Here is a 24,869-nt window from a genome sequence, read left to right as displayed (position 1 = left end):
CTGACGATGAAACAATTACTTGCCTCACCCTCGCTGCAATTAGTGACTTATCCTGCGAGCGCCACGGCACAGTCTGCAGAATTCGCCAGTGCTGACTGCGTGACGGGCCTGAATGAAATAGGTCAGATCTCGGTTAGCAATATTTCAGGGGATCCGCAGGACGTGGAACGTATCGTGGCGTTAAAGGCCGATGAACAAGGTGCATCATGGTACCGCATTATTACCATGTACGAAGACCAGCAGCCTGATAACTGGCGCGTACAGGCGATCCTGTATGCGTGAGTGTCATCTACAGCAAATGAACAATGCCGGATGCGGCACCTGTGCCTTATCCGGCCAACAGTTCCTGAAATTTCATTGTGTTAGTTGATAACACGTAATGCTGCTGTTGCCATTATAAGACGCGCTAGCATCACATCTGGCTGACTCGTTTATAAACATACTCCCCCCGTCGCCCGCAGCAATAAATCATTCTGGATCTGCTCTGACAACCGCACGCCGCCGCGCGTATCAAACATCATCTGACACCACGCCTGCGCCATTGGCGGAGAGGCATATTTCAACATTTGCGCGCCGCAACCCAGCAGGAATAGCTGACGAGTAATCTCTCGCCCCATTTCTTCAGCTGGCTTACGCAGTTGCTGCTGCAAACGACGAACCGCGCGATCAAAATAGCGATCCTGTCCTTTCACTTCCACAAATGCTTCTGTCAGCAAATCGTATACCCCAGCCTGCTTATTGAGAACGCGCAGCACATCGAGGCACATAATATTGCCAGAACCTTCCCAGATGCTGTTCACTGGCATTTCCCGATAAAGTCGCGGTAGTTCGCTCTCTTCGCAATAGCCAATACCGCCCAGCACCTCCATCGCTTCAGCCACAAACGGAATGCCACGTTTGCAGATAACAAATTTCGCCGCAGGCGTAAATAAGCGCGCCCACAGGGCTTCTTTGGCATCGGCACGCCGATCCCACGCTCGCGCAAGACGAAACAGCAACGCTGTTTGCCCTTCAAGTTGGAGCGCCATGCGGCTTAAGACATGACGCATCAAAGGCTGTTGGATCAACGGATTACCAAATACATGGCGTTGATGAGCGTGATAAATTGCCAGCGAGAACGCACGACGCATCATGGCATGGCTACCCAGGGCGCAATCAAAACGCGTCATCCCACCCATTTTCAGGATCAGACGAACTCCTTCCCCTTCCTGCCCCAACAACCAGCCAATGGCATCCTGAAACTCCACTTCGCCGCTGGCGTTAGAGCGATTACCCAGCTTATCTTTCAGCCGCTCGAGGCGAATCGCGTTGCGTTGCCCGTCAGGCAAAAAGCGCGGCACAAAAAAGCAGGACAAACCGCCCGTAGTCTGCGCCAGCACCAGATGCGCATCGCTTTGCGGCACCGAGAAAAACCATTTATGCCCCACCAGCCGATAAGAGCCATCTTCCAGTCGCTCTGCGCGGGTGGTGTTGCTCATCACATCGGAACCGCCCTGCTTTTCCGTCATGCCCATGCCAATCAACAAACCGCGTTTTTGCCCACCTGGCAATAAGTGAGAATCGTAGCGATCGCTCAACAGCGGCGTGGTCCAGTCCTGAAACGGCGCGGGTAACATCTGTAACAGCAATGGCGTGGCGGCAAAGGTCATCGTTATCGGGCATAACGACCCAGCCTCAACCTGTGCGTGCAACATAAAACGCGCCGCGCGCGCCACAAATGCGCCGGAGCGAGCGTCTTCTTCCCAGGCAAGATTGTGCACCCGATTGGTACATAGCGCCTGCATCAGCAAGTGCCAGGCGGGGTGAAAACGCACATCGTCCAGACGGCGTCCTTGCGCATCGTAGCGCAATAATTCAGGCGGATTCACATTCGCCAGTCGCCCCAGTTCAAGGGATTCAGCCGTTCCTAACTGCTGACCAATACTGGCGAGAAAATCGCTATCCCAGCCAGCACCTTCACGCGTTACCGCTTCGCAGAGCGCGCCATCAGACAGGTATAGGTTGCTGTTATTTAATGGTATAGGTTGATTAAAAACGGTGTGAGTTTGCCAGTGCACTGTGTCTCCCTCCATCAATGGCAGTCACCCTTAGTATGGTCACTGCCACGGATTCCTGACAGAAAGAGATTGCTAAAACATTCTTAGCCAGCAATATAATGCGGAACGAAACGTGAGGTGTCTTTGGTGATCAGCGTGTTATCTTCACGGATCCCCATTCCGCACGCTTCATCATCAACAATCCAGCTACCAATGAGTGTGTAGCTATCGCCAAATCGTGGCAGAGGTTGAAATGCCTGGTAGATCATCGGTTCATCGGCATAATCACCCTCAGCGTGGTCAACGACGTTATTCTGACCATCGAAAATGGTGACGTTACCGCCCTCGCGTGAGTAGATCGGTTTACGCACATAGCTTTCGCCAGCGGCAATCTGCGGTTTTTCGCCATCAAACCAGGATGCAAGTAGGTTAGGATGACCAGGAAAGAAGCGCCAAAGCAGCGGCATTAACCCTTTGTTGCTCAAGATACTTTTCCATAACGGCTCCACCCATTGCTCGCGGCGCTTGCGCAGCAGCGGACCGTTATCGTCACGCATCATCCATTCCAGCGGATACAGCTTAAATGCACGCTGGATGACATTATCATCAAGATCGGTCAGTACACCGCCGACGCCCAAACCGAGATCTTCAATGTAGATAAACCGTGACTCCTGCCCAGCCTGCTGAGCGCAGTCCTGCAAGTACAGCACAGTACTCCTGTCTTCGTCGGTATCCTGACAACAGCAGAAATAAAACGGTTCCCGACTGTAAAGCTCGCTAAAACGCGAAATCAGGCGTTCCTGAATGGCATTGTACTGATCGGCATCACGCGGAATACTGCCGCTACGCCGCGCATCTTCCAGCCACAGCCACTGGAAATAAGCCGACTCATACAATGAGGTCGGCGTATCGGCGTTGTACTCCAGCAGCTTCACCGGCGCATTACCACACCAGGCAAAATCCATCCGACCATACAGCGAAGGATCGCGTGCGCGCCAGCTTTCAGCGATCACATCCCAGTACAGCGGGGGGATCGCCAGTTGCGTCAGGATCTCTTCGTCTTGAACCGCACGATCCACCACCTCAAGGCACATCTGATGCAGTTCCGCAGTTGGTTTTTCGATCTGCTCTTCTATCTGACGCAGAGTAAAGCGGTAAGCCCGACTCTCATCCCAATAAATTTCATTATCGATGATATGAAAGTCGAAACCGTTGTCGGCGGCGATCTGGTCCAGATCCCGTCGTACAGGAACGTTGTGTCTCAGCATGATTAGCCTCCCCAGTGCCCACGGGCGCTGGAAGAACGACCATAGCCGCCGCGAGAAACAGTTGACGCTTTTCTGGTGGTAAAGCCGCCCGAGGAGTAAGACTCTTTTTTGCCAGAACCGGAGCGCCAGGAGTAATCACCGGAAGTATTGCGCCAGACGGGGCGGGAAGCAAATGAGGATCCACCGCTGTTATAAACGAACGGCTCATCGCGATCTTTACGAATAACCCGGCTTAATAAAAATCCAGAAATGACCGGGATCCAACTCTGTTCAACATTGTCGTAGTAGCAATTTTCGTACTTAGACTGACAATTCTGCTGAGTCATATTCTTCGGAACATCGGCATAAAATGCCGCTTTGGCATTGTTCCAGCCATGAGCACAGATATCTGAATTATTACCGTCATCAATACAATCCTGCACTGTCGAGTAAAACGTTCCGTCACCGTCGTTATCGACATCACCACTATCGCCACAACCTTTCAATACAAAAAAAGCTGCACCGCCCATTAGCGCCAACGTTAAGTATTTTTGTGCGTAGCGATTGCGTCGCGGCTCAAAAGGATTATTAGGTCTTCCAATGCGACTGATCGCTCCGTGACCAATTTTACTGTTATTTCTTGATTTGCGTTTTCTGGCCATGATCGTCCATTACCATGTCATACAAGCTGCGTTAAAAATACCGCCAGCCAGCGCGGCGGTTCCCATAAACATTCCTGCTGCGGTATTGTGATTAATAATTTTTTCGCTTAATGCTGGCATATAAAGTCTGACGCCAGCAAAAACGAGTAACTGAATCACCAGTGCGATCCCGCCCCAGGCAAAATAATCCGGAATACTCACCGCATTGATTGCCGCACTAGATAATGGGATCACGTAACCCAACAATGTACCACTGAACGCCAGTGCCGCCGCGGTATTATTGTTTTTAATTAACTGCCATTCGTTGTGCGGTGTAATTTTGGAGTAGATAAACAGAAAAATAATCACCATAGCCACGCCAATAAAAAAATAGGCGCTAAAGGCAAGAAGTGAATCCAGTATATGCATCGTAAACGTCCTTGTAATTAACCAATAATATGAAGTGATGTCAGTGGGATATCAACACCCAGTGCGCGCGAAAATAACCACTCCGGCTCGCCGAGATCGTTAAAAGATTCCTCACCATTTAACAGCAAATATTCACAGGTATCTTCGGTCACCTGCCGTTCATAGCCCATGGTAAAATTATGCACTTCCCATTTGGCGTGGTTTTGATTTTCAACTTTTTCCAGCATATAGACGGGTTCGATATTCCCCGGTTCTTCGCTGTTAAAAAATCGCTGCCAGCGTTTTTCCTGCCAGTTTAAAGTCATTGCCCCCATCGCTTTGGCATTGATCGCCTCGCGCCAGTGGCTCTCTTTACTGATACCGTAGCTCTCTTCATAGACAAAGAGCTTGATATCATCAATGTCATCAATATCTTCGCCGCCGGTGGTATTGATTTGCAGAAATTCATCGCCCGAAGTGTAGTAGCGGAAAATCTGACTACCGCCGCCCAGATCGATGTGGCTGACAGCGGCTACCGTAAATTCTTCACCCGGCAGCGCAATCAGCAATTCATCTTCCAGCAAACGAAACGCTAACGTGTCGAGCGTAAAGCCGCTATTGAGATGAAGTCCCAGTGGGCCACGTGCGATTGCAGGTTTATCATCCTTACCAAACAGACGCTTGAAAAAACTTGTCATATGCTTCCCTCAATGTCCTGCCATGCCACTTCTTCAGCCAAAATACGGTTATTGCCAATAAGATGCAGCCACATACCGCCTTTAACTTCCGTTGCAATGACTGGATTCAGTTCCATTCCCCTACCATTTTTACAACTGCTTATTCCCAGGACGGTGGCATCATGATGAAGTTTCATATAATGCATCAATGCGCCATAACGCATTGAGGTAACCCGTTCAGGAATAGGTAAAACAAACCCCGTATCCCCCAGCATTGGATTCATAATCGATGCCACTGATTGAGATGAACCGGGATCTTGTATTGAACGGGAAAGTTGTTCTGCTGAAATATTTCGCACTATTTCAATACGTTGACAATGAACCTCTAATAAACGAGCGTAGCGTTCATCTTCCAGATAAGCGACGATATGGCATCTTTCAGGAATAAAATCCGCCAGGGATAGTGCGGTCGTGAACGTCTGCTCATCAGTTTGCGAAAAGATGATGACACTTTGGCAATTTGCCAGTCCCATGCGGGTATGTTCATGCGGATCATTAAAATTACTAATACGAATGAAATCGACCCAATTATTTCCAGGCATCGGATGTTGAATATCATCCCGCTCACACAAAAGTACCCGGCCAAATGCTCTTCGGGCATCAAACAACAATAATGAAATCATCTTTTCAGTCTGATGCCCGCGCCATCCAATGACCAGCATATGGTTGCGCAAATTGCTGTAGTCGCCCATTCCCGTCATTCCTTTCGCCAATATGTCTTGCACTAATGCAATGACTTTTCCCATTAAAGCGCCAAATAAACCAACACTCACAGGAATCTGCCAGAGCGCTGTGAACAGACGTCCCCCCACCGTTTGGGGTGTGATATCACCAAACCCCAGCGTTGATCCCACAACCGAGCAGTAATAAATAAAATTACTCAGTTGACCTACCAACGCCTCTTCATGCAACGCAGTTAACACCAGATAACAAAACAGATACTGTCCTGTAAATAATCCAGTCAATGCCGGCCAGGTAAGCCTGGAAAGGTGACGTCGGCAGGTTTTAATGATCCATGAGAAGAACATTACTCGCCCTGTTGGCGTTGCAGTCTTGCTAATACATCCTGGGCGCTACTTTTGTTGCTACCGCCAATTCCGGCTTCCGCCAGTTTTTCATCAAGATCGCGACCATCTGCCACTTTTTCCAGCTGTGCGGCAGCATCCAGGCGAGCTTGACGTTCGGCCTGACGCGTTTGCAGACGCTTTAAGGATTCTGCCGCTGTCGAAACGCTGGAAGATGCGCCAACAGTAGAGGTCGTTACGGCCTGTTGTGCACGCTGCATGGCTTCAGTAGCTTTAACGACTTCCATTTGTTGCTCAAATTGAGCGATACGCTGTGCTGTCGCTGTAACCGCTTTTTCCACACCATCGCGAGAGACTTCCAGATTCGACAACACTTGCTCTTCAGCGGTAATGAGATTCTCAAGACGGGCGATTTCTTCAGCAACTTCGTTAATCAACGACGGATTAACATTCTTGCTTAACGCTTCCAGCGCGCGAGCTTCCAGACTGGCTTTACGCTCACGCAAATCTTTCAGTTTATCGTTGCTCAATTTCACTCTTGCCAGTAGATCGACACGTGATTTACCGGCCTTATCCAGTTCTGCTTTGGCATCGCGTATATGCTGTTCAAGCATTCTAACGCCCTGTGCTTCTTCAATGGATTCTTCCGCTTGCGAGATCACCGATTTACCCAGCGTAAATAAAGTTTTTAAAATTCCCATAAATACCTGTCCTTGTAATTAGTGTGAATATTCTTCTGTAATTTCAGCAAGATCCAAAGCGTTATCTACCAGCGTGGTTATTTCCAGCAGGATATCTTCAAGAGAAGATTTAAGCGATAACGCCCCGAAAACAATGTAATACTCTTCCTGTTGCACGCTGGAGATCCCTACCGATGACAACGGCATCATCTTCTGATTTCTTAATAAGAAGGTATGAAATTCATCTGGATTGCTGATACTACTTACCGGGCAAATAAAGGTTTCGATGATCATTTGGCGGGAAGTAAAAAGAATATTGATTTGCAAATCGCCATAATCATTCATTTTAATAATTAATGCGTTTTCATTATTTGTTACATCAATATTTTGTTCAGGTACAGTTTGCAGCGCCGTCGCCAGCGCCAACGGATTCCATGTCATATATTATTCCATATAAATTAAGTTTAAATATTAATAAAATGAATATTTGTAGTACGTAATTATCTTACCAGCTATAGACAAAAAAAAACCATCCAAATCTGGATGGCTTTTCATAATTCCGAGAAATTAGCTACGCTGGCGTACCGCTTCAAATAAGCAAATGCCTGTCGCCACAGAAACGTTCAGCGAAGAAACACTTCCTGCCATTGGGATGCTGATCAACTCATCGCAATGTTCACGGGTCAGGCGACGCATGCCTTCACCTTCTGCGCCCATCACCAGTGCCAGCCGTCCGGTCATTTTGCTCTGATAGAGCGTATGATCCGCCTCACCTGCCGTACCGACGATCCAGATATTCTCTTCCTGCAACATACGCATGGTGCGCGCAAGGTTAGTCACCCGAATCAGCGGAACGCTTTCTGCCGCGCCGCAGGCTACTTTTTTCGCCGTGGCGTTGAGCTGTGCGGAGCGATCTTTCGGCACAATCACCGCATGAACACCTGCGGCGTCCGCGCTACGCATACATGCACCCAGGTTATGCGGATCGGTTACACCGTCGAGGATCAGCAGGAACGGCTGATCGAGCGAAGCAAGCAGATCCGGCAGATCATTTTCCTGATACTGACGTCCAGGCTTCACACGGGCGATAATGCCCTGATGCACGGCACCGTCGCTTTTCTCGTCGAGATATTGGCGGTTTGCCAGCTGGATAACCACGCCCTGGGACTCAAGGGCGTGAATCAGCGGCAACAGACGTTTATCTTCACGGCCTTTTAAAATAAAGACTTCCTGAAAACGTTCAGGGGCGCGCTCCAGCAGGGCCTGCACTGCGTGGATGCCGTAAATCATTTCGCTCATTAATGTACTCGTTGTTTACGTTTTGCCTGATGCGCTACGCTTATCAGGCCTACATGATCCCTGCAATGTATTGAATTTGCCTGATTATGTAGGCCGGATAAGGCGTTCACGCCGCATCCGGCATGAACAAAGCGCATTTTGTCAGCAATCTGACCCTCTTCTGTTTGAAGAGGGTAATGATCACTCTGCCACTTTTTTCTTCGCCGCACGCTTCGCTTTGGTCGCTGCGGCTATTTTCTGCGTTTTCGCCGATGGCTTTTTCGCTTTTCTCGCGTCTTTCTTCGCCGCTTTCGGCTTCGTTTTTTTCTCGCCGCGGAAAGCGCTGTCTGGCTCAAAGTTTACCTTTTTACCAACCTGACGACGCTTGCCGCCTTTTTTGCCTGCATCGCCTTTTTTCGCTTTCTCGCGCGCGGTTTTACCGACGTTGCGCGGTGCGCGTTCGCTGGAGATCAGGCTAAAGTCGATTTTGCGCTCGTCCATATTAACCGCTTCGACGCGAACTTCCACGCGATCGCCCAGGCGATAAGTCTGGCCGCTGGATTCACCCATCAGGCGTTGTCCCACCTGGTCAAAGCGATAGTAGTCATTGTCCAGCGAAGAGACGTGGACCAGACCATCGATGAACAAGTCATCCAGGCGAACAAAGAAGCCAAAGCCAGTGACACTGGAAATCACGCCTTTAAAGACGTTACCTACCTGGTCGAGCATGAAGTCACACTTCAGCCAGTCAGCCACATCGCGCGTTGCTTCGTCGGCACGACGTTCCGCCATCGAACAGTGCTGACCCAGTTGCAGCATTTCTTCCATCGAATAATGGTAGCCGCCGGTTTCAGTGGTGTTGCCCTGATGCCCTTGCTCTTTCGCCAGCAGATACTTAATGGCGCGGTGGAGCGTCAGATCAGGATAACGACGAATCGGCGAAGTAAAGTGCGCATAGGACTGCAATGCCAGACCGAAGTGACCGCGGTTTTCCGGATCGTAAATCGCTTGTTTCATCGAGCGCAACAGCATGGTTTGCAGCATTTCTGCGTCAGGACGGTCAGCAACCGATTCCAGCAGTTCCGCGTAGTCACGCGGTTCCGGCTTGTTACCGCCAGGCAATTCCAGCCCCAGCTCCGCCAGCACTGAACGGAAAGAGGTTATTGCTTCAGTGCTCGGCTTGTCGTGAATACGGAACAGTGCCGGTTCTTTGGCCTTCTCAACGAAACGCGCCGCCGAGATATTCGCCAGAATCATGCACTCTTCAATTAACTTGTGTGCGTCGTTACGCTGGGTCTGTTCGATACGCTCAATACGGCGTTCAGCGTTGAAAATGAACTTCGCTTCTTCGCTCTCAAACGAGATCCCGCCGCGTTCTTCACGGGCTTTATCCAGCACTTTATAGAGGTTATGCAGCTCTTCGAGATGCTTAACCAGCGGGGAGTACTGCTCGCGCAGATCCTGATCGCCCTGCAGAATATGCCAGACTTTGGTGTAGGTCAGACGCGCGTGAGAGCTCATCACCGCTTCGTAGAATTTGTAGCCCGTCAGGCGGCCTTTCGACGAAATGGTCATCTCGCAAACCATACACAAGCGGTCTACCTGCGGGTTGAGCGAGCACAGGCCGTTAGAGAGCACTTCCGGCAGCATCGGGATAACCTGCGAAGGGAAGTACACCGACGTACCACGGTTACGCGCTTCTCTGTCCAGCGGTGTTGGCGGACGCACATAGTAGCTGACATCGGCAATTGCGACCCACAAACGCCAGCCGCCGCCGCGTTTTTTCTCGCAGTAAACTGCATCGTCAAAGTCACGGGCGTCTTCGCCATCAATGGTGACCAGCGGTAAATCGCGCAGATCGACACGGCCAGCTTTCGCCTCTTCCGGTACTTCTTCTTTCAGCCCGGCAACCTGTTGCTCAACAGCCTGCGGCCAGATGTACGGAATTTCATGGGTGCGCAGAGCGATATCAACCGCCATGCCAGTCCCCATATTATCGCCCAGCACTTCGACGATTTTACCCACCGCTTTGGTACGGCGAGTCGGGCGTTGGGTCAGTTCAACCACCACCACAAAGCCCATCCGCGCGCCCATGATCTGATCGGGCGGGATTAAGATATCGAAGCTCAAACGACTGTCGTCAGGAACCACAAAGCCGACACCCGCTTCGGTAAAGTAGCGACCAACAATCTGGCTGGTTTTTGGTACCAGTACGCGGACAATACGCGCTTCACGGCGGCCTTTACGGTCAGCGCCCAGCGGCTGTGCCAGCACCTGATCGCCATGAATGCATGTTTTCATCTGCTCGCTGGAGAGATACAAATCATCTTTACGTCCTTCAACCCGCAGAAAGCCGTAGCCATCACGGTGGCCAATAACGGTACCTTTCACCAGGTCGAGGCGTTCCGGCAGCGCATAGCACTGACGGCGAGTGAAGACCAGTTGACCATCGCGCTCCATCGCGCGCAGGCGGCGACGCAGGCCTTCAAGCTGCTCTTCGCCTTCAATGTGCAGTTCTACCGCCAGCTCATCACGGCTGGCCGGTTTTTCACGTTTGGTTAAATGTTCGAGGATAAATTCCCGACTAGGGATGGGATTCGCGTATTTTTCAGCTTCGCGTTCCTGGAAAGGATCTTGTGACATCTCGGTTCCTCCGTTGTCATCTCTGATGAAGATTTTCGTCACTCCACCAGCAATAATTTATAAAGCGGTTGATTCTCTTCAACCAAATCGGCAAGCGTGTAGTTATCCAGTTCCATAAGAAAACTTTGCACGGCCTTAGAAAGCGCCTGTTTCAACCGACAGGCAGGTGTAATGTGGCAAAACTCACTGCTGCAATTCACCAGCGATAAGGGCTCCAGCTCGCGCACCACATCACCAATACGTATCGCACTCGCCGGTTTACCCAGGCGAATGCCGCCATTTTTTCCACGAACAGCAGTCACGTAGCCGGCACGACTAAGTTGATTGATTATTTTGACCATATGATTACGGGAGACGCCGTAGACGTCAGTCACTTCAGAAATACTGGTCATCCGCCCTTCTGGCAATGACGCCATGTAGATCAGCGCACGTAATCCGTAATCAGTGAAACTCGTTAACTGCACATCAACCTCAAAAGGGAAAGCGGGAAAAAATACATTTATATTGATGATAAACCAGCCACAAGCTGTGTCGCTAATTTATTTCAGTTCGGGGAAGGAAAAAAGCGAGGATTTAACACTGTGTCGGATAGCGTAATGGCTTACCCGACACAGCAATGTATCACACTGTTAGCCCGGCAGGCAAAATATCTGCCAGGCGTACCAGAATTACGCGTCGAACGGGTCGCGCAGAATCATGGTTTCAGTACGATCCGGGCCGGTAGAGATGATATCGATCGGCACACCGGTCAGTTCTTCAATACGCTTGATGTAGTTCAGTGCCGCCTGCGGCAGACCGCTACGATCTTTCACGCCGAAGGTGGATTCAGACCAGCCCGGCATGGTTTCGTAAATCGGCTCTACACCTTTCCAATCGTCTGCTGCCAGCGGAGTGGTAGTCACTTCGCGACCATCCGGCATACGGTAAGCCACGCAGAGTTTCACCTCATTCAGGCCATCCAGAACGTCCAGTTTGGTCAGGCAGAAGCCAGACAGGGAGTTCAGCTGTACCGCACGACGAACGGCAACGGTGTCCAGCCAGCCGGTACGACGACGACGACCCGTAGTTGCGCCGAATTCGTTACCCTGCTTGCAGAGGAACTCACCAGTTTCATCAAACAGTTCGGTCGGGAACGGACCTGCACCTACACGAGTGGAGTAAGCTTTGAGGATACCCAGAACGTAATCAACATAACGCGGGCCCAGGCCGGAACCGGTCGCCACGCCACCTGCAGTGGTGTTGGAAGAAGTTACGTACGGATAAGTACCGTGGTCGATATCCAGCAGCGTACCCTGCGCACCTTCGAACATGACGAAATCGCCACGCTGACGCGCCTGGTCGAGCAGGTCAGAAACGTCAACCACCATAGAAGTCAGGATGTCGGCAACAGCCATCGTATCATCCAGAACTTTCTGGTAATCAACCGCTTCAGCTTTGTAGTAGTTAACCAACTGGAAGTTGTGATATTCCATCACTTCTTTCAGTTTTTCAGCGAAGGTTTCTTTGTCGAAAAGGTCGCCAACACGCAGACCACGACGTGCCACTTTATCTTCATAAGCAGGCCCGATACCACGACCCGTGGTGCCGATCGCTTTCGCGCCGCGCGCTTTCTCACGCGCGTTATCCAGCGCAACGTGATAATCAAGGATCAGCGGACATGCTTCAGACAGCAGCAGACGCTCACGAACGGGGATGCCACGGTCTTCCAGTTCTTTCATCTCTTTCATCAGCGCGGCCGGAGACAGCACAACACCGTTACCGATGATGCTGGTTACATTCTCGCGGAGAATACCTGATGGAATAAGATGGAGAACGGTTTTTTCACCGTTGATTACGAGAGTATGGCCTGCGTTGTGACCGCCCTGGTAGCGTACAACATATTTAGCCCGTTCAGTCAGAAGATCGACGATCTTACCTTTACCTTCGTCACCCCATTGGGTGCCCAGTACGACGACGTTGTTACCCATTTTTCAAAATCACCGTTTGCTTAAAAATGGATTCTACCATCGCTTTTTCAGAGTTACAGCACTTTTTGCACTCAAAAATGACCTCGATCAGTCTGTTTTTTGTTCAGCCAATCGTTTTCCTCAACATGTAGTAGACCACAACGCCCGCAACCACAAGTCCACCGCCAAAACGACGTAAAATATTATCGGGCAAATTGGTCATCGCAGCGATCATCTTCTTCCATGCCTTCGGGTAAAGCATCGGCCCTAAACCTTCCAGCACCAAAACCAGGGCAAGCGCCAGCCAGATTGTCGAATTCATTCATTATCCTTATAGAAAAAGAAAACCACCGACATCCCTGAGGATGCGGTGGCTTTATTGACCTGTATCGCAGTCGTTATATTAACGCGTTGCGGAAGTCGGCGTCTTCATGTAGCGGAAGAAATCGCTGTCCGGGCTCATGACCATCACGTCCTGATTGCCAGAGAAGCTGTTCTCATAAGCACGCAGGCTACGGATGAATGCGTAGAAGTCCGGATCTTTACTGAATGCATCAGCAAACAGTTTGGCTGCTTCTGCATCGCCTTCACCACGCATGATGCGGCCCTGACGCTCAGCTTCTGCCAACGTTCTGGTCACTTCATAGTCGGCAGTCGCGCGCAGTTTTTCCGCTTCTTCCTGACCTTGTGAACGGTGACGACGTGCTACCGCTTCACGCTCGGCGCGCATACGGTTGTAGATCGCTTCAGACACTTCGGTCGGCAGGTTGATCTGCTTGATACGCACATCGACAACTTCAATACCCAGCGCCGCCATACTGTTCGGGTTGATGACCGGTACTTTACCCTTCGTCTCAGCCGTTACGCGCTCTGCCGCTTCGGCAATGGCGTTATCTGCAGCCGGGGTAGTAACTTCATCTTCTGTACCCGCAGAACCGGAGTTCAGCGCGTCACGTACTTCGAGGGTCAGACGACCACGGGAATCGGTGACGATGTCTTTCACGTCCAGGCGACCAATTTCAGAACGCAGACGGTCAGAGAACTTACGTTTCAACAGCACTTCCGCTTGCGAAATGTCGCCACCGCCCGTTGCCAGGTAGTAACGGCTGAAATCACTGATGCGCCATTTGATGTAAGAGTCGACGATCAGGTCTTTCTTCTCTTTAGTCACAAAGCGGTCGGCCTGGTTGTCCATGGTCTGAATACGTGCATCAAGCATTTTCACCGTTTCAATGAACGGTATCTTGAAATGCAGACCCGGCTCATAAACCAGAGGTTTGTTGTCATCGTCACGCAGTACCTTACCAAAACGCAGCGTAATACCGCGCTCACCTTCTTTGACGACAAAGACAGACATGTAAAGCACTACCAGCACGATGATGATAATCGCGATAACTGACTTACGCATCGTTATTCCCCCTGACGCTGGTAGTCGTTACGCTGCGCGTTAGCGCGGCGTTGGTCCATAATATCGCCCTGACTGGTGGACGACGTGTTGCTTGCTCCACTGGTTGTGGAGGAAGAGGCTGGCGGCAGACGCAGCAGATTGCTGGCACCGTTATCGCTCTTCGCCGCAGGGGCGTTACCACCTTTCAGCATCTGGTCTAACGGCAGAACCATCAGGTTGCCACCTTTATCGTTAACCAGCACTTTGCGGGTGTTGCCCAACACTTTTTCCATCGTCTCGATATACAGACGCTCGCGGGTAATTTCCGGCGCAGCTTTATATTCCGGCAGAAGTTTAGCAAAGCGTGCCACTTCACCCTGGGCTTCCAGGATAGTCTGAGCCTTGTACGCACGCGCCTCTTCGAGGATACGTTGCGCCTGACCGTTCGCACGCGGCTGAACTTCGTTGGTATACGCTTCTGCTTCACGAATGTATTGCTGTTCGTTTTCACGCGCGGCAATCGCATCGTCAAACGCCGCTTTTACTTCTTCCGGCGGACGAGCTGCCTGGAAGTTGACGTCCAGCAGAGTGATACCCATGTCATACGGACGAATCGTCTCTTCCAGTTCGCGCTGAGTATCGCTACGAATCACGGTACGACCTTCCGTCAGAATGCGGTCCATGGTGTATTTACCGATAACCCCACGCAGGGCGCTGTCGGTAGCCTGACGCAGGCTGTCATCCGGGCTGGTCACGCTATATAGATATTTTTCCGGATTGGTGACGCGGTACTGTACGTTCATCTCAACGCGCACCACGTTTTCGTCCGACGTCAGCATCACACCGGAAGCAGCCAGTTCACGCACGGCTTCCACGTTCACCGGTTTGACTTCGTCGATAAACGTCGGTTTCCAGTTCAGACCCGGCTCAACCAGATGGCTGAATTTACCAAAGCGTGTTACCACGCCGCGTTCGGCTTCTTTAATGGTGTAGAAACCACTGGCCGCCCAAATAATGACAATCGCTGCCGCTGCGATGGTAACGACACGACCGCCAAGCTGCGGGCGCGGGCCTTGCGATGAATTACCACCGCCAGATCCGGTGCCTTTACCGCCGCCCAGACCACCGAGCTTTTTGCTCAGTTTGCGGAAGATATCATCTAAATCAGGTGGCCCTTGATCGCGACCGCCTTTGTTTCCATTTCCCTCAGAGTTGCCGCCAGGTTTGCTGCTTCCCCACGGGTCGCGGTCTTGTCCGTTATTACCGGGCTGATTCCACGCCATGTTTGTGCTCCATATTTGTTATGCGGTGATCCCTGTTGTCTTTCGACGCCAGAGGATATGACTCCACGCTTCAGACGCTACGCCGTTAGATCAAGTAATCGATCAACGCCGGTTCTTGTTTGCAGAGGCGACGCCAGTCAACGATCGGCATACGAACTTGCAGACTTACGCTGCCGTCCTCCTCCATCCACTCTTTTTCTATTGCCTGAAGCTGATAAAAACGACTTCTCAGACGCCCTTCCTGCGGCGGCAGACGCAATGTATGCTGCGCCACCTCGCCGGAAAGACGCTCCGTCAAAGCCTGAAAAAGCTGTGGTATCCCCGCTCCGGTCTGCGCAGAAAGCCAGACACGGATCGGTTTGTTCTCTTCGTCCCGATCAATACGCGGTTCAAAATCTTCCAGCATATCGATCTTGTTCATCACCAGCAGGGTTGGGATCTCGTGAGCATCGATCTCTTCAAGAACCGTATTCACCGCTTCGATGTTTTCTTGTACTCGCACATCTGCCGCGTCAATGACGTGCAGCAGCAATGTGGCTTGCCGCGTCTCTTGTAATGTGGCTTTAAATGCCGCCACCAGATCGTGCGGCAGGTGGCGAATAAACCCTACGGTATCTGCCAACACGGTTTCACCGACATCCGCGACGTCAATACGCCGCAACGTCGGGTCGAGGGTGGCAAACAACTGGTCTGCCGCATAGACCCGCGCTTCGGTGATGCGATTGAAAAGGGTAGATTTACCGGCGTTGGTATATCCCACCAGCGAAACAGTAGGAACGTCGGCTTTGATACGCGATTGCCGCCCCTGCTCACGCTGTTTTTCAACTCTTTCCAGGCGCGACTGTATCTGCACGATGCGATTACGCAACAAACGACGGTCGGTTTCGAGCTGGGTTTCACCCGGACCACGCAAACCGATCCCGCCTTTCTGTCTTTCAAGGTGGGTCCAGCCACGCACCAGGCGCGTAGCCAGATGGCGCAACTGCGCCAGCTCAACCTGCAACTTACCCTCATGGGTACGCGCACGTTGGGCGAAAATATCTAAAATAAGGCCGGTGCGGTCGATAACACGACACTCGCACAAACGCTCCAGGTTACGCTCTTGCGCCGGGCTCAGGGCATGGTCAAAAAGAACGACCGAAGCACCCGTCGCTTTGACAGCTTCCGCAATTTCAACTGCTTTACCTTCACCTACAAAATACTTTGGGTGCGGCGCTTTACGGCTACCGGTAATCACCTGCAATGCTTCGACACCGGCGGAAGAAACCAGAGATTCAAACTCCTGGAGGTCTTCCATATCTTTGTCTTGCGTAAAATAGATGTGTACCAGTACCGCCTGCTCACCAGCATCATAACGGTCAAACAAGCGTATAACCCTCTAAATAGATCAGCGGGGAACGCAGGATCGCTGGCTCCCCGTGTAAAAAAAACAGCATGAAACCTTATTCGGTTTCTTCGCTGTCCTGTTGCGCGGAAGTATTCTGCGCGCTGCTACCATGATGATAGTTACTGCTGGTACCGCCACCGGCGTTGTTACTGTGATGAGAAACCGGGCGAGACGGGACAACAGTAGAAATCGCGTGCTTGTAAACCATCTGGCTGACCGTGTTTTTCAACAGGATCACGAACTGATCAAAAGACTCGATTTGTCCTTGCAGCTTAATACCATTCACCAAATAAATAGAAACTGGAACACGTTCCCGACGCAGTGCGTTCAGGAACGGATCTTGTAAAGATTGCCCCTTAGCCATTCTCTCTTTTCCTTATATGCTTATTTGTACTTTGAACCTTTCGATTCTGAAAAAATTGCGCACGATACGTCTCAATTGTACACATTCAGCCTGCGATAGCACCAACAACCTGTAATACTTCGTCACGCGCCTGTTCTGGTTTTTCACTGTCAAGCCAGTGAACCCCTTCCCAACCACGCAGCCAGGTTATCTGCCGCTTCGCCAACTGTCTCGTGGCGCAAACACCTCGATAAACCATTTCATCGTATGAGATTTCGCCTTCAAGGTAAGACCACATCTGGCGATAACCCACGCAACGAATGGAAGGCAAGTCCGTATGCAAATCTCCTCGGGCAAAAAGCGCCCGGACTTCTGCTTCAAAACCTGAAGCCAACATCTGATGAAAACGCTGCTCAATTCGTTGATGGAGCAGTTCACGGCTCGCCGGGGCGATGGCGAACTGATGCACCTGATACGGTAGAGCGTCTCCTGACGTTTGCGTCAGTTCCGTTAAAGTTTTACCCGAAATGAAAAAAACTTCCAGTGCCCGGGAAAGCCTTTGTGGATCATTTGGATGAATCCTTGCTGCCGCAACCGGATCGATCTCCTGAAGTTGACGATGCAATGACTCCCAACCTTGCTCTGCCGCCTGTTGCTCAATTCTGGCCCGCACTTCGGGGTCTGCCGACGGTAGCGGCGACAACCCTTCCAGCAATGCCTTGAAATACAACATCGTACCGCCCACTAATAGTGGGATCCGCCCCGCCGCGGTAATATCAGCCATTTCCGCCAGCGCATCGCGGCGAAAATCAGCGGCCGAATAAGCCTGCGACGGATCGCGAATATCCAGCAATCGGTGCGGCGCGGCGAGTAACTCTTCAGCGTTCGGCTTCGCCGTCCCGATATCCATCCCTTTGTAAATAAGGGCAGAATCAACGCTTATCAACTCTACTGGTAAAATTTTACGCAGCTCAATGGCTAACGCCGTTTTACCGGAGGCCGTCGGCCCCATCAAAAAAATCGCCTTAGGCAGGCTCGCCTTACTGATATCACTCATCTTTCAGGGCTTTTATCGCCGGATGTAAATCAACAGATTGTAACAGACCACCCGGCGGCGTTTTCACAAGTTGCGGACATAACCGTTCCACGTCCGCCAGCAGGGTGATGGCCTGTGCCATTGACCACTGCGCATGTTCGCTCATCAGATTTCGTGCAATCCACTGCGCAATATTGCCAGGTTCGAATACGGACTGCTTCGCCAGGTAGCCTATCAGTTCAGGAATCAAGATTTGTAAATTTTGTTGGCGTAAGGGTAAAGGCACGGCCCTGATGGTCACATACTGTGCATCGGACTGGAAATCAATACCCAATTCCGCCAGGGCAGACTGCGCTTTTTCTAATGCCGATTTTTCTTCGCCAGAAACTTTTAGCCGCAACGGAATAAGCAACGGCTGGGCGCAAACTGGCGTTTCACCCGGCGTCAACTGCGCCTGACGCAGCCAACGTTCTGCCACTGGCAGGGCTAAAAGTGAAATGTTGCCGTCGCGCTCCAGCAACGCACAGTCGGAATGGACGATAGTCAGTACCCGACCAAAACTCTGACTGTTCGCCGCAAGCGCTGGCTCCTGCGGTTCAGGTGCTTTTGGTTTTTGCATCGGCGCAGGCGTTTGCAAAAGCTGGCGATACACTTCACCTTGCTGTTTCTGGTAGCCTGGCTGCGCATTCGGCCAGGAAGCTGCTGGACGACCACCAGAGGCGGGCGCAGGAGAGTAGCGGGGGGCTACCGGTTCGCGAACTGCCGGTTCAGCAAAATGATTACGCCCGGCGGCCACGCGGTTCTCCGGAATGGTGCGCGGTGCAGGTTGAGGTTCATCGTCCAGTGGCAGCGGCGTTTCCAGCTGTTGTTGTAGCACACTCAGCACGCCCTGATAGATAAAGTCGTGCACCAGACGCGACTGATGGAAACGCACTTCGTGTTTGGCGGGGTGCACGTTGACGTCCACTTGATGTGGGTCGATCTCCAGATACAACACAAATGCCGGTTGCTGATCGGCCCCCAGTTTGTCTTCACAGGCCTGACGGATCGCATGATTGATCAGGCGATCGCGCATCATGCGACCATTCACGTAGCAATACTGAATTTCTGCCAGTGCGGGCGTGGTGTGATTCGGATCTGCCACCCAGCCGCGCAGCGTGAGATCGCCGTGTTGCCATTCAATCGCCAGCGCTTGTTCGAGAAAAGCGGTGCCGCAAATCGCGCCTAAGCGCCGTTCTTTTTGCCCGCCTTCCGGCACTGCGCGGTACTGGCGAACTATTTTGCCGTTATGCGACAGATTGATAGTGACGTCGAAACGCGCCAGCGCAATGCGGCGGATGATTTCATCAATATGGTTAAATTCGGTTTTCTCGGTACGCAGGAATTTGCGCCGCGCCGGGGTATTGTAGAACAGATCCAGCACTTCCAGCGTCGTTCCCACCGGATGCGCCGCCGGTTTAACCGTCACGTCCATATCGCGCCCTTCGGCATACGCTTGCCATGCCTCCTGCTGCTCTGCGGTGCGCGAAGTGAGCGTCAGACGGGAAACTGAACTGATACTCGCCAGCGCCTCACCGCGGAACCCCAGGCTGATAATAGCTTCGAGATCGTCCAGAGAGGCGATCTTACTGGTAGCATGACGCGCCAGCGCCAGCGCCAGTTCATCTTTTTTGATACCGCAGCCGTTATCACGAATGCGGATAAGTTTCGCCCCACCGCGTTCGATATCAATATCAATACGCGTCGCACCCGCATCGAGGCTGTTTTCTACCAGTTCTTTGACTACCGACGCAGGTCGCTCGACCACCTCACCTGCGGCAATCTGGTTCGCCAGTTGTGGCGGTAAGACCTGAATTGGCATCAATCATCCTTAGTTTGGCAGCGTGCGATCTGGCGTCGTCACCGTGCTGGCCGTTTGTGCCGTTGCCCCCTGCGGCGCAGATTGCATCGGATGCGCAAGGAAATAATTGCGCAGGCCTTTGTAAATGGCTTCTGCCAGCTGTTGTTGGTAATCGTCGCTCGCCAGCAAACGTTCTTCGCTGTTGTTGCTGATAAAACCGGTTTCGACCAGTACTGATGGGATATCCGGCGAACGCAGAACGCCAAGGCTGGCATGTTCTGGTCGACGTTTATGTATTTCGCCAATGCGTTGCAACTGACTGATCATACTGGTCGCTACATCATACCCTACCCGCTGGGAATGACCGAACTGTAAATCCAGCACCGCCTGGCTTAAATACGGGTCAGACTGACTGTTCGCCAGCACATCGCCCGCTCCGCCCAGCAGCTCCGACTGTTTCTCGTGCTGCTCCAGCCAACTGGCCATTTCGCTGTTGGCGCGACGGTTAGAGAGCACCCATACGGAAGCGCCAGTCGCACTGCGGTTCGGTGCGGCATCAGCGTGAATCGACACGAGGAAATTAGCGTTTTGCTTACGTGCCACATCGCTGCGCCCCATCACCGAGATAAAGTAATCCCCGTCACGGGTTAAAACGCCTTTAAACATTGGATCGTCATTGAGCAAAGTACGCAATTTACGTGCGATGGCGATGGTGACATTTTTCTCCCGCGTACCACCGGGGCCGATAGCGCCAGGGTCCTGACCACCGTGTCCTGCATCAATAGCGATGATAATTTTATCGCCAGTGTTAGCCGTCGCGCGCGCTGCCGGACGCGTTACCGTATTACTGCTGATAACACCCGTAGTGCGGTTACTTTCCGTTTTAAACGGATTGCGCGCCGGTTCGCTGACGCGCGGTGCGACAACCGCAGGCGTTTCAACGCGTTTCGCAACCACAGGCGGCGGCGGAGGCGGTGGCGGCACATCGGCGTTAATCGTAAAGACGACAGTGTAATTGCTACCATTCTGCCGCTTCACCGCTTCGGTTTTACCGTTTTCGGTGAGATCGACCACTAGCCGTAGCGTTTGTGCATCTTTAGGCGTTCCAGAGCGAATCGCCTTCACCAGATTATTACCGCTGAACAACAACGGTAGCCCCTGAATCACGCCCGTTTGTTTGATATCGAGCGCCACGGTGCGTTTGTTTTGATGGCTAAACGCGTAATCAGGATCGCCAGTAAAACTCAATGTTATTCGCGCCTGTTGATTACCGTTAGAAACCTGAATATCAGAGAGCGTAGCGGCGCCAGCCTGCGCGCACAGCAGCAGCAACGTCGCTACCAACCAATTTCTGATGCGATACATCATCCCGCCACCTTTCAAAGGTTAACCGGCTAAACGCGCCAGCAACAATTCACCCGCAGAGGAAACCGCACTCACGCGCGCCTCACGGCCTTGTGCCTGATAATCAATGTGTATTTCGACATCCGGGTCAGGAAGAACACCTGTACCTTGTTGTGGCCACTCCACCAGGCAGATGGCATCGTTAGCAAAATAATCGCGGATCCCCATAAACTCCAGCTCCTCGGGATCGGCAAGGCGGTATAAATCAAAGTGATACACCATTAAGTTGTCGAGCGTATAGGGTTCGACCAGCGTATAAGTGGGGCTTTTGACATTACCCTGATGACCCAGAGCCTGTAAGAAGCCCCGGCTAAAGGTGGTTTTACCTGCGCCTAAATCGCCATACAGATAGATTACGGTTGCACCATCGCAGGCTTTCGCTACCCGCTCGCCCAGATCTAATGTTGCCTGCTCATCAGGGAGCGGAATTACTCGATTCATCATGGTTTTTATCAGTCACTTCCGGGTTAACAATACGCTGTAGCGTGGAAAAGAGATCGGTCGCCAGCATTCCGCGCGTTCCAAAACGCGCCGCCAGTACGTCAGCTGCCGTACCGTGTGCGACACAGCCCGCGCACGCTGCATCATACGGCGACAGTTTTTGCCCAAGCAATGCGCCAATAATACCAGAGAGCACATCACCCATCCCGCCGCTCGCCATGCCTGCATTTCCGGCATCAATAATGCCTAAAGCGTCAGGATGCGCGGCAACTACGGTTCCGGCACCTTTCAGCACCGCTACGCCGCCATAACGTTGTACCAGACGTTGGGCGCAATGTAAGCGGTCACTTTCAATTTCTGCTACGGAACAGCCCAACAACCGTGCGGCCTCGCCAGGATGCGGCGTGATCACGCGATTGTGACGCTTATCAGGATTGATTGCCAGCAGGTTCAATGCATCGGCATCCCACAACATCGGTTTGCGAAAATACTCAACTTTTTGCAGGGCTTTTTTCCCCCACTCTTGCTGGCCCAGACCGGGACCAATCACCACCACATCGGCCCATTCCAGGCTTTCGGTAAGAGAGTCCATAGTCAGTTCATGCACCATCAATTCCGGTCGTGCAGTCAGCAGCGGCGCAATGTTCTCACTGCGGGTCAGTACTCGGACTAAACCAGCACCAGCACGCAGTGCCGCTTCCCCCGTCATACGAATAGCCCCCGCAGTGCCGTGATCGCCACCAATAATCACCAGCCGCCCGTGATCGCCTTTATGCGAAGTCGGGCGACGCGGTTTCAGCCAGTGAGAAAGTTGTTCTGCCGAAAACCGCTGAATTTTCGTCTCCTGACCTGCCAACCAACTGTCCAGCCCCAGCGAGTCAAAATGCAGTTTTCCGGTAACATCCCGGGCTTTCCCGGTGAGCAAGCCAGGTTTTAGCGCAATAAAAGTGATGGTGTGATCGGCATTGATTACCGCGCCTGGCGTAGCGCCAGTTTCAGCCAGCAGGCCGGAAGGGATATCAACCGCCACAATCGGCGCAGGGTGAGTATTAGCGTGGTCGATTAACTGGCTAATGGATTCGCGGGGCGCGTGCTGCAATCCGGTACCGAGCAGCGCATCAACAATCAGATCTACTGACTCGGGCCAGACAATATTCGAAGCATGGATCTCGCCTCCCGCGTTTAACCATGCATCGTGTGCCAGCGCGGCCTCTTCCGGTAACGGTTTGTCACTTTCCTGGGCCAGCAGCGTGACCTCAATGCCGACCGCTTTTGCCAGCCGCGCAATCACATAACCATCGCCGCCGTTATTGCCATGACCGCACAGCACCAGCCAGTGGAAGGCATCAGGATAAGCCGAACGACACACCTGAAATGCGGCTTCACCAGCGCGAAGCATCAGTTCATAGAGTGTAAGCCCCAACGAATCTGCCGCCTCGCGTTCGCCGCGGCGGATATCGTCGGCGTGCCAGACGGTGTGTGGTATACTTACGGGGTTTTTCTTCATTGTATGGTCCGTCATGTCAGAGCCCCTCGATCTCAATCAGTTAGCGCAAAAAATTAAACAGTGGGGGCTGGAACTGGGCTTTCAGCAGGTAGGTATTACCGATACCGATCTCAGCGCGTCCGAGCCCAAACTGCAAGCATGGCTGGACAAACAATACCACGGCGAAATGGACTGGATGGCGCGTCACGGTATGCTGCGCGCTCGCCCCCATGAGTTATTGCCTGGTACGCTGCGCGTGATCAGCGTGCGGATGAATTACCTTCCTGCTAACGCCGCATTTGCCAGCACGCTGAAAAACCCCAAACTCGGCTATGTTAGCCGTTATGCGCTGGGCCGTGACTATCACAAACTTCTGCGCAACCGACTCAAAAAGCTGGGCGAGATGATTCAGCAACATTGTGTTTCGCTGAATTTTAGACCGTTTGTCGATTCTGCGCCTATTCTCGAGCGCCCGTTAGCTGAAAAAGCAGGTCTTGGCTGGACAGGTAAGCACTCACTTATCCTCAATCGCGAGGCCGGTTCGTTCTTCTTTTTAGGTGAATTACTGGTCGATATTCCGCTGCCCGTGGATCAACCGGTCGAGGAAGGATGTGGTAAATGCGTGGCCTGTATGACGATTTGCCCGACCGGCGCCATCGTCGAGCCATATACCGTCGATGCTCGCCGCTGTATCTCTTATCTCACCATTGAACTGGAAGGGGCGATCCCGGAAGAGCTGCGTCCATTGATGGGAAACCGTATTTACGGTTGCGATGACTGCCAGCTTATCTGCCCATGGAATCGCTATTCGCAACTCACTACAGAAGACGATTTCAGCCCGCGCAAACCACTACACGCACCGGAACTCATTGAGTTATTCGCCTGGAGTGAAGAGAAGTTTTTAAAAGTCACGGAAGGTTCGGCGATTCGCCGTATAGGTCACCTGCGTTGGCTGCGTAATATCGCCGTGGCATTAGGCAATGCCCCCTGGGATAAAACGATTTTGACAGCGCTGGAAAGTCGTAAAGGTGAGCACCCACTTCTTGATGAGCACATAGCGTGGGCGATTGCGCAGCAAATCGAGAGGCGAAATGCGTGCGTCGTAGAGGTACAACTACCGAAAAAACAGCGTCTGGTTCGGGTGATTGAAAAAGGGTTACCGCGTGACGCCTGATTCATCCACAGCTTGTGAATAAAAATAAAAACGCATTGCAATTCAAGGCGAATAAAATCGTCAAGTGATCGACTCGACAAAACGAGATCTTAATTTTCAACCTATATATCAATAAGTTAAAAAAATACTATTCACCGTGCGAAGTTTCTTTGAAATTAAGATTACGACATGAGGCTGTGGATAACTCTGTTTACAAGAGTTTGTCAGAGACAACAAAAACCAGCAATAACGCATCGCGTCGCTGTGGATATTTTATTGAGAGAAGAATTTGGAGCGGGAAACGAGACTCGAACTCGCGACCCCGACCTTGGCAAGGTCGTGCTCTACCAACTGAGCTATTCCCGCTTGGGTGGTCTGTGCTTTGCAGCACTTTCAAATTTTGGAGCGGGAAACGAGACTCGAACTCGCGACCCCGACCTTGGCAAGGTCGTGCTCTACCAACTGAGC

Annotated in this window: 25 protein-coding genes and 1 tRNA gene; 2 read left to right on the top strand and 24 right to left on the bottom strand. The window is 52.0% G+C overall.

The genetic code is table 11. The features are described from left to right. The first annotated feature begins 6 nt into the window (after positions 1 to 6). Positions 7 to 282 (top strand): DUF1471 family protease activator YjfN, encoded by a 276-nt coding sequence (gene yjfN / locus BEB54_RS14205; RefSeq protein WP_000811566.1) that lies wholly within the window; start codon positions 7 to 9, stop codon positions 280 to 282. A gap of 149 nt (positions 283 to 431) precedes the next feature. On the opposite strand, the gene BEB54_RS14200 is transcribed toward yjfN, so the two are convergent. The 22 genes from BEB54_RS14200 to nnr form a co-directional block, all read right to left on the bottom strand. After that, on the bottom strand, positions 432 to 2,057 hold the full coding sequence (locus BEB54_RS14200; RefSeq protein WP_105277362.1) for an isovaleryl-CoA dehydrogenase: 1,626 nt from the start codon (positions 2,055 to 2,057) through the stop codon (positions 432 to 434). 83 nt (positions 2,058 to 2,140) lie between these two features. Further along, positions 2,141 to 3,304, bottom strand: a complete 1,164-nt coding sequence (locus BEB54_RS14195; protein WP_032185750.1) for a glutathionylspermidine synthase family protein — start codon at positions 3,302 to 3,304, stop codon at positions 2,141 to 2,143. Positions 3,305 to 3,306: 2 nt separating this feature from the next. After that, a complete protein-coding gene (locus tag BEB54_RS14190; RefSeq protein ID WP_000101673.1) occupies positions 3,307 to 3,945 on the bottom strand; it encodes a DUF1190 domain-containing protein in 639 nt (212 codons plus the stop codon). Between the two features lie 9 nt (positions 3,946 to 3,954). After that, positions 3,955 to 4,353 carry a DUF350 domain-containing protein gene (locus BEB54_RS14185; protein WP_000547753.1) on the bottom strand — a complete coding sequence of 133 codons (399 nt, stop codon included), beginning with the start codon at positions 4,351 to 4,353 and terminating at the stop codon, positions 3,955 to 3,957. A 17-nt stretch (positions 4,354 to 4,370) separates the two neighbouring features. Then, positions 4,371 to 5,030: a YjfK family protein gene (locus tag BEB54_RS14180; RefSeq protein ID WP_000200291.1), complete on the bottom strand. Its 660-nt coding sequence runs from the start codon at positions 5,028 to 5,030 to the stop codon at positions 4,371 to 4,373. Next, entirely contained in the window at positions 5,027 to 6,097 is a 1,071-nt protein-coding gene (locus BEB54_RS14175; protein WP_032185747.1) for a potassium channel family protein, read from the bottom strand. The genes BEB54_RS14180 and BEB54_RS14175 overlap by 4 nt, the downstream gene beginning before the upstream one ends. After that, the gene (locus BEB54_RS14170; protein ID WP_000511992.1) at positions 6,097 to 6,795 is read right to left on the bottom strand and encodes a PspA/IM30 family protein; all 699 of its coding nucleotides are present in this window, start codon (positions 6,793 to 6,795) and stop codon (positions 6,097 to 6,099) included. Before BEB54_RS14170 ends, BEB54_RS14175 begins: the two co-directional genes overlap by 1 nt. Positions 6,796 to 6,813: 18 nt before the next feature. Then, positions 6,814 to 7,215, bottom strand: coding sequence for a YjfI family protein (locus BEB54_RS14165; protein WP_032304361.1), 402 nt, complete (start codon positions 7,213 to 7,215; stop codon positions 6,814 to 6,816). A 126-nt stretch (positions 7,216 to 7,341) separates the two neighbouring features. Next, positions 7,342 to 8,073 carry a 23S rRNA (guanosine(2251)-2'-O)-methyltransferase RlmB gene (rlmB, locus tag BEB54_RS14160; protein ID WP_032304360.1) on the bottom strand — a complete coding sequence of 244 codons (732 nt, stop codon included), beginning with the start codon at positions 8,071 to 8,073 and terminating at the stop codon, positions 7,342 to 7,344. A 180-nt stretch (positions 8,074 to 8,253) separates the two neighbouring features. Then, positions 8,254 to 10,695, bottom strand: coding sequence for a ribonuclease R (rnr, locus tag BEB54_RS14150; protein ID WP_000076292.1), 2,442 nt, complete (start codon positions 10,693 to 10,695; stop codon positions 8,254 to 8,256). Between the two features lie 38 nt (positions 10,696 to 10,733). Continuing rightward, a complete protein-coding gene (nsrR, locus tag BEB54_RS14145; protein WP_001177637.1) occupies positions 10,734 to 11,159 on the bottom strand; it encodes a nitric oxide-sensing transcriptional repressor NsrR in 426 nt (141 codons plus the stop codon). Between the two features lie 204 nt (positions 11,160 to 11,363). Then, on the bottom strand, positions 11,364 to 12,662 hold the full coding sequence (gene purA / locus BEB54_RS14140) for an adenylosuccinate synthase (RefSeq protein WP_105282217.1): 1,299 nt from the start codon (positions 12,660 to 12,662) through the stop codon (positions 11,364 to 11,366). Positions 12,663 to 12,765: 103 nt separating this feature from the next. Next, positions 12,766 to 12,963 carry a DUF2065 domain-containing protein gene (locus BEB54_RS14135; RefSeq protein ID WP_001089292.1) on the bottom strand — a complete coding sequence of 66 codons (198 nt, stop codon included), beginning with the start codon at positions 12,961 to 12,963 and terminating at the stop codon, positions 12,766 to 12,768. Between the two features lie 81 nt (positions 12,964 to 13,044). Further along, a complete protein-coding gene (hflC, locus tag BEB54_RS14130; RefSeq protein WP_001232412.1) occupies positions 13,045 to 14,049 on the bottom strand; it encodes a protease modulator HflC in 1,005 nt (334 codons plus the stop codon). Between the two features lie 2 nt (positions 14,050 to 14,051). Next, a complete protein-coding gene (gene hflK, locus BEB54_RS14125; protein ID WP_000312477.1) occupies positions 14,052 to 15,311 on the bottom strand; it encodes an FtsH protease activity modulator HflK in 1,260 nt (419 codons plus the stop codon). Positions 15,312 to 15,396: 85 nt separating this feature from the next. Then, positions 15,397 to 16,677 (bottom strand): ribosome rescue GTPase HflX, encoded by a 1,281-nt coding sequence (gene hflX / locus BEB54_RS14120; RefSeq protein ID WP_000460360.1) that lies wholly within the window; start codon positions 16,675 to 16,677, stop codon positions 15,397 to 15,399. Positions 16,678 to 16,753: 76 nt separating this feature from the next. Further along, complete coding sequence (gene hfq / locus BEB54_RS14115) at positions 16,754 to 17,062, bottom strand: RNA chaperone Hfq (RefSeq protein ID WP_001051883.1); 309 nt, start codon at positions 17,060 to 17,062, stop codon at positions 16,754 to 16,756. 85 nt (positions 17,063 to 17,147) lie between these two features. Then, on the bottom strand, positions 17,148 to 18,098 hold the full coding sequence (gene miaA / locus BEB54_RS14110; RefSeq protein WP_001280339.1) for a tRNA (adenosine(37)-N6)-dimethylallyltransferase MiaA: 951 nt from the start codon (positions 18,096 to 18,098) through the stop codon (positions 17,148 to 17,150). After that, on the bottom strand, positions 18,091 to 19,938 hold the full coding sequence (gene mutL, locus BEB54_RS14105) for a DNA mismatch repair endonuclease MutL (RefSeq protein WP_001353511.1): 1,848 nt from the start codon (positions 19,936 to 19,938) through the stop codon (positions 18,091 to 18,093). The genes miaA and mutL overlap by 8 nt, the downstream gene beginning before the upstream one ends. 9 nt (positions 19,939 to 19,947) lie before the next feature. Next, a complete protein-coding gene (gene amiB, locus BEB54_RS14100) occupies positions 19,948 to 21,285 on the bottom strand; it encodes an N-acetylmuramoyl-L-alanine amidase AmiB (RefSeq protein ID WP_032185741.1) in 1,338 nt (445 codons plus the stop codon). Between the two features lie 18 nt (positions 21,286 to 21,303). Beyond that, positions 21,304 to 21,765, bottom strand: a complete 462-nt coding sequence (tsaE, locus tag BEB54_RS14095) for a tRNA (adenosine(37)-N6)-threonylcarbamoyltransferase complex ATPase subunit type 1 TsaE (RefSeq protein WP_000981977.1) — start codon at positions 21,763 to 21,765, stop codon at positions 21,304 to 21,306. Next, the gene (nnr, locus tag BEB54_RS14090; RefSeq protein WP_105277361.1) at positions 21,737 to 23,284 is read right to left on the bottom strand and encodes a bifunctional ADP-dependent NAD(P)H-hydrate dehydratase/NAD(P)H-hydrate epimerase; all 1,548 of its coding nucleotides are present in this window, start codon (positions 23,282 to 23,284) and stop codon (positions 21,737 to 21,739) included. Before nnr ends, tsaE begins: the two co-directional genes overlap by 29 nt. On the opposite strand from nnr, the gene queG reads away from it, so the two are divergent. Further along, entirely contained in the window at positions 23,283 to 24,422 is a 1,140-nt protein-coding gene (gene queG, locus BEB54_RS14085; RefSeq protein WP_032185740.1) for a tRNA epoxyqueuosine(34) reductase QueG, read from the top strand. The two genes, nnr and queG, sit on opposite strands and share 2 nt — an antisense overlap. On the opposite strand, the gene BEB54_RS14080 is transcribed toward queG, so the two are convergent. Beyond that, the gene (locus BEB54_RS14080) at positions 24,405 to 24,458 is read right to left on the bottom strand and encodes a hypothetical protein (protein WP_010723271.1); all 54 of its coding nucleotides are present in this window, start codon (positions 24,456 to 24,458) and stop codon (positions 24,405 to 24,407) included. The two genes, queG and BEB54_RS14080, sit on opposite strands and share 18 nt — an antisense overlap. Positions 24,459 to 24,691: 233 nt before the next feature. Beyond that, positions 24,692 to 24,767, bottom strand: a tRNA-Gly gene (locus tag BEB54_RS14075). Positions 24,768 to 24,869: the final 102 nt, after the last annotated feature.

This window comes from Escherichia sp. MOD1-EC6021, assembly GCF_002965245.1.
GTDB classification, from domain to species: domain Bacteria; phylum Pseudomonadota; class Gammaproteobacteria; order Enterobacterales; family Enterobacteriaceae; genus Escherichia; species Escherichia coli_F.
Note: the sequence above shows the minus strand (reverse complement) of the source record. Positions and strands in the feature narration are given on the sequence as shown.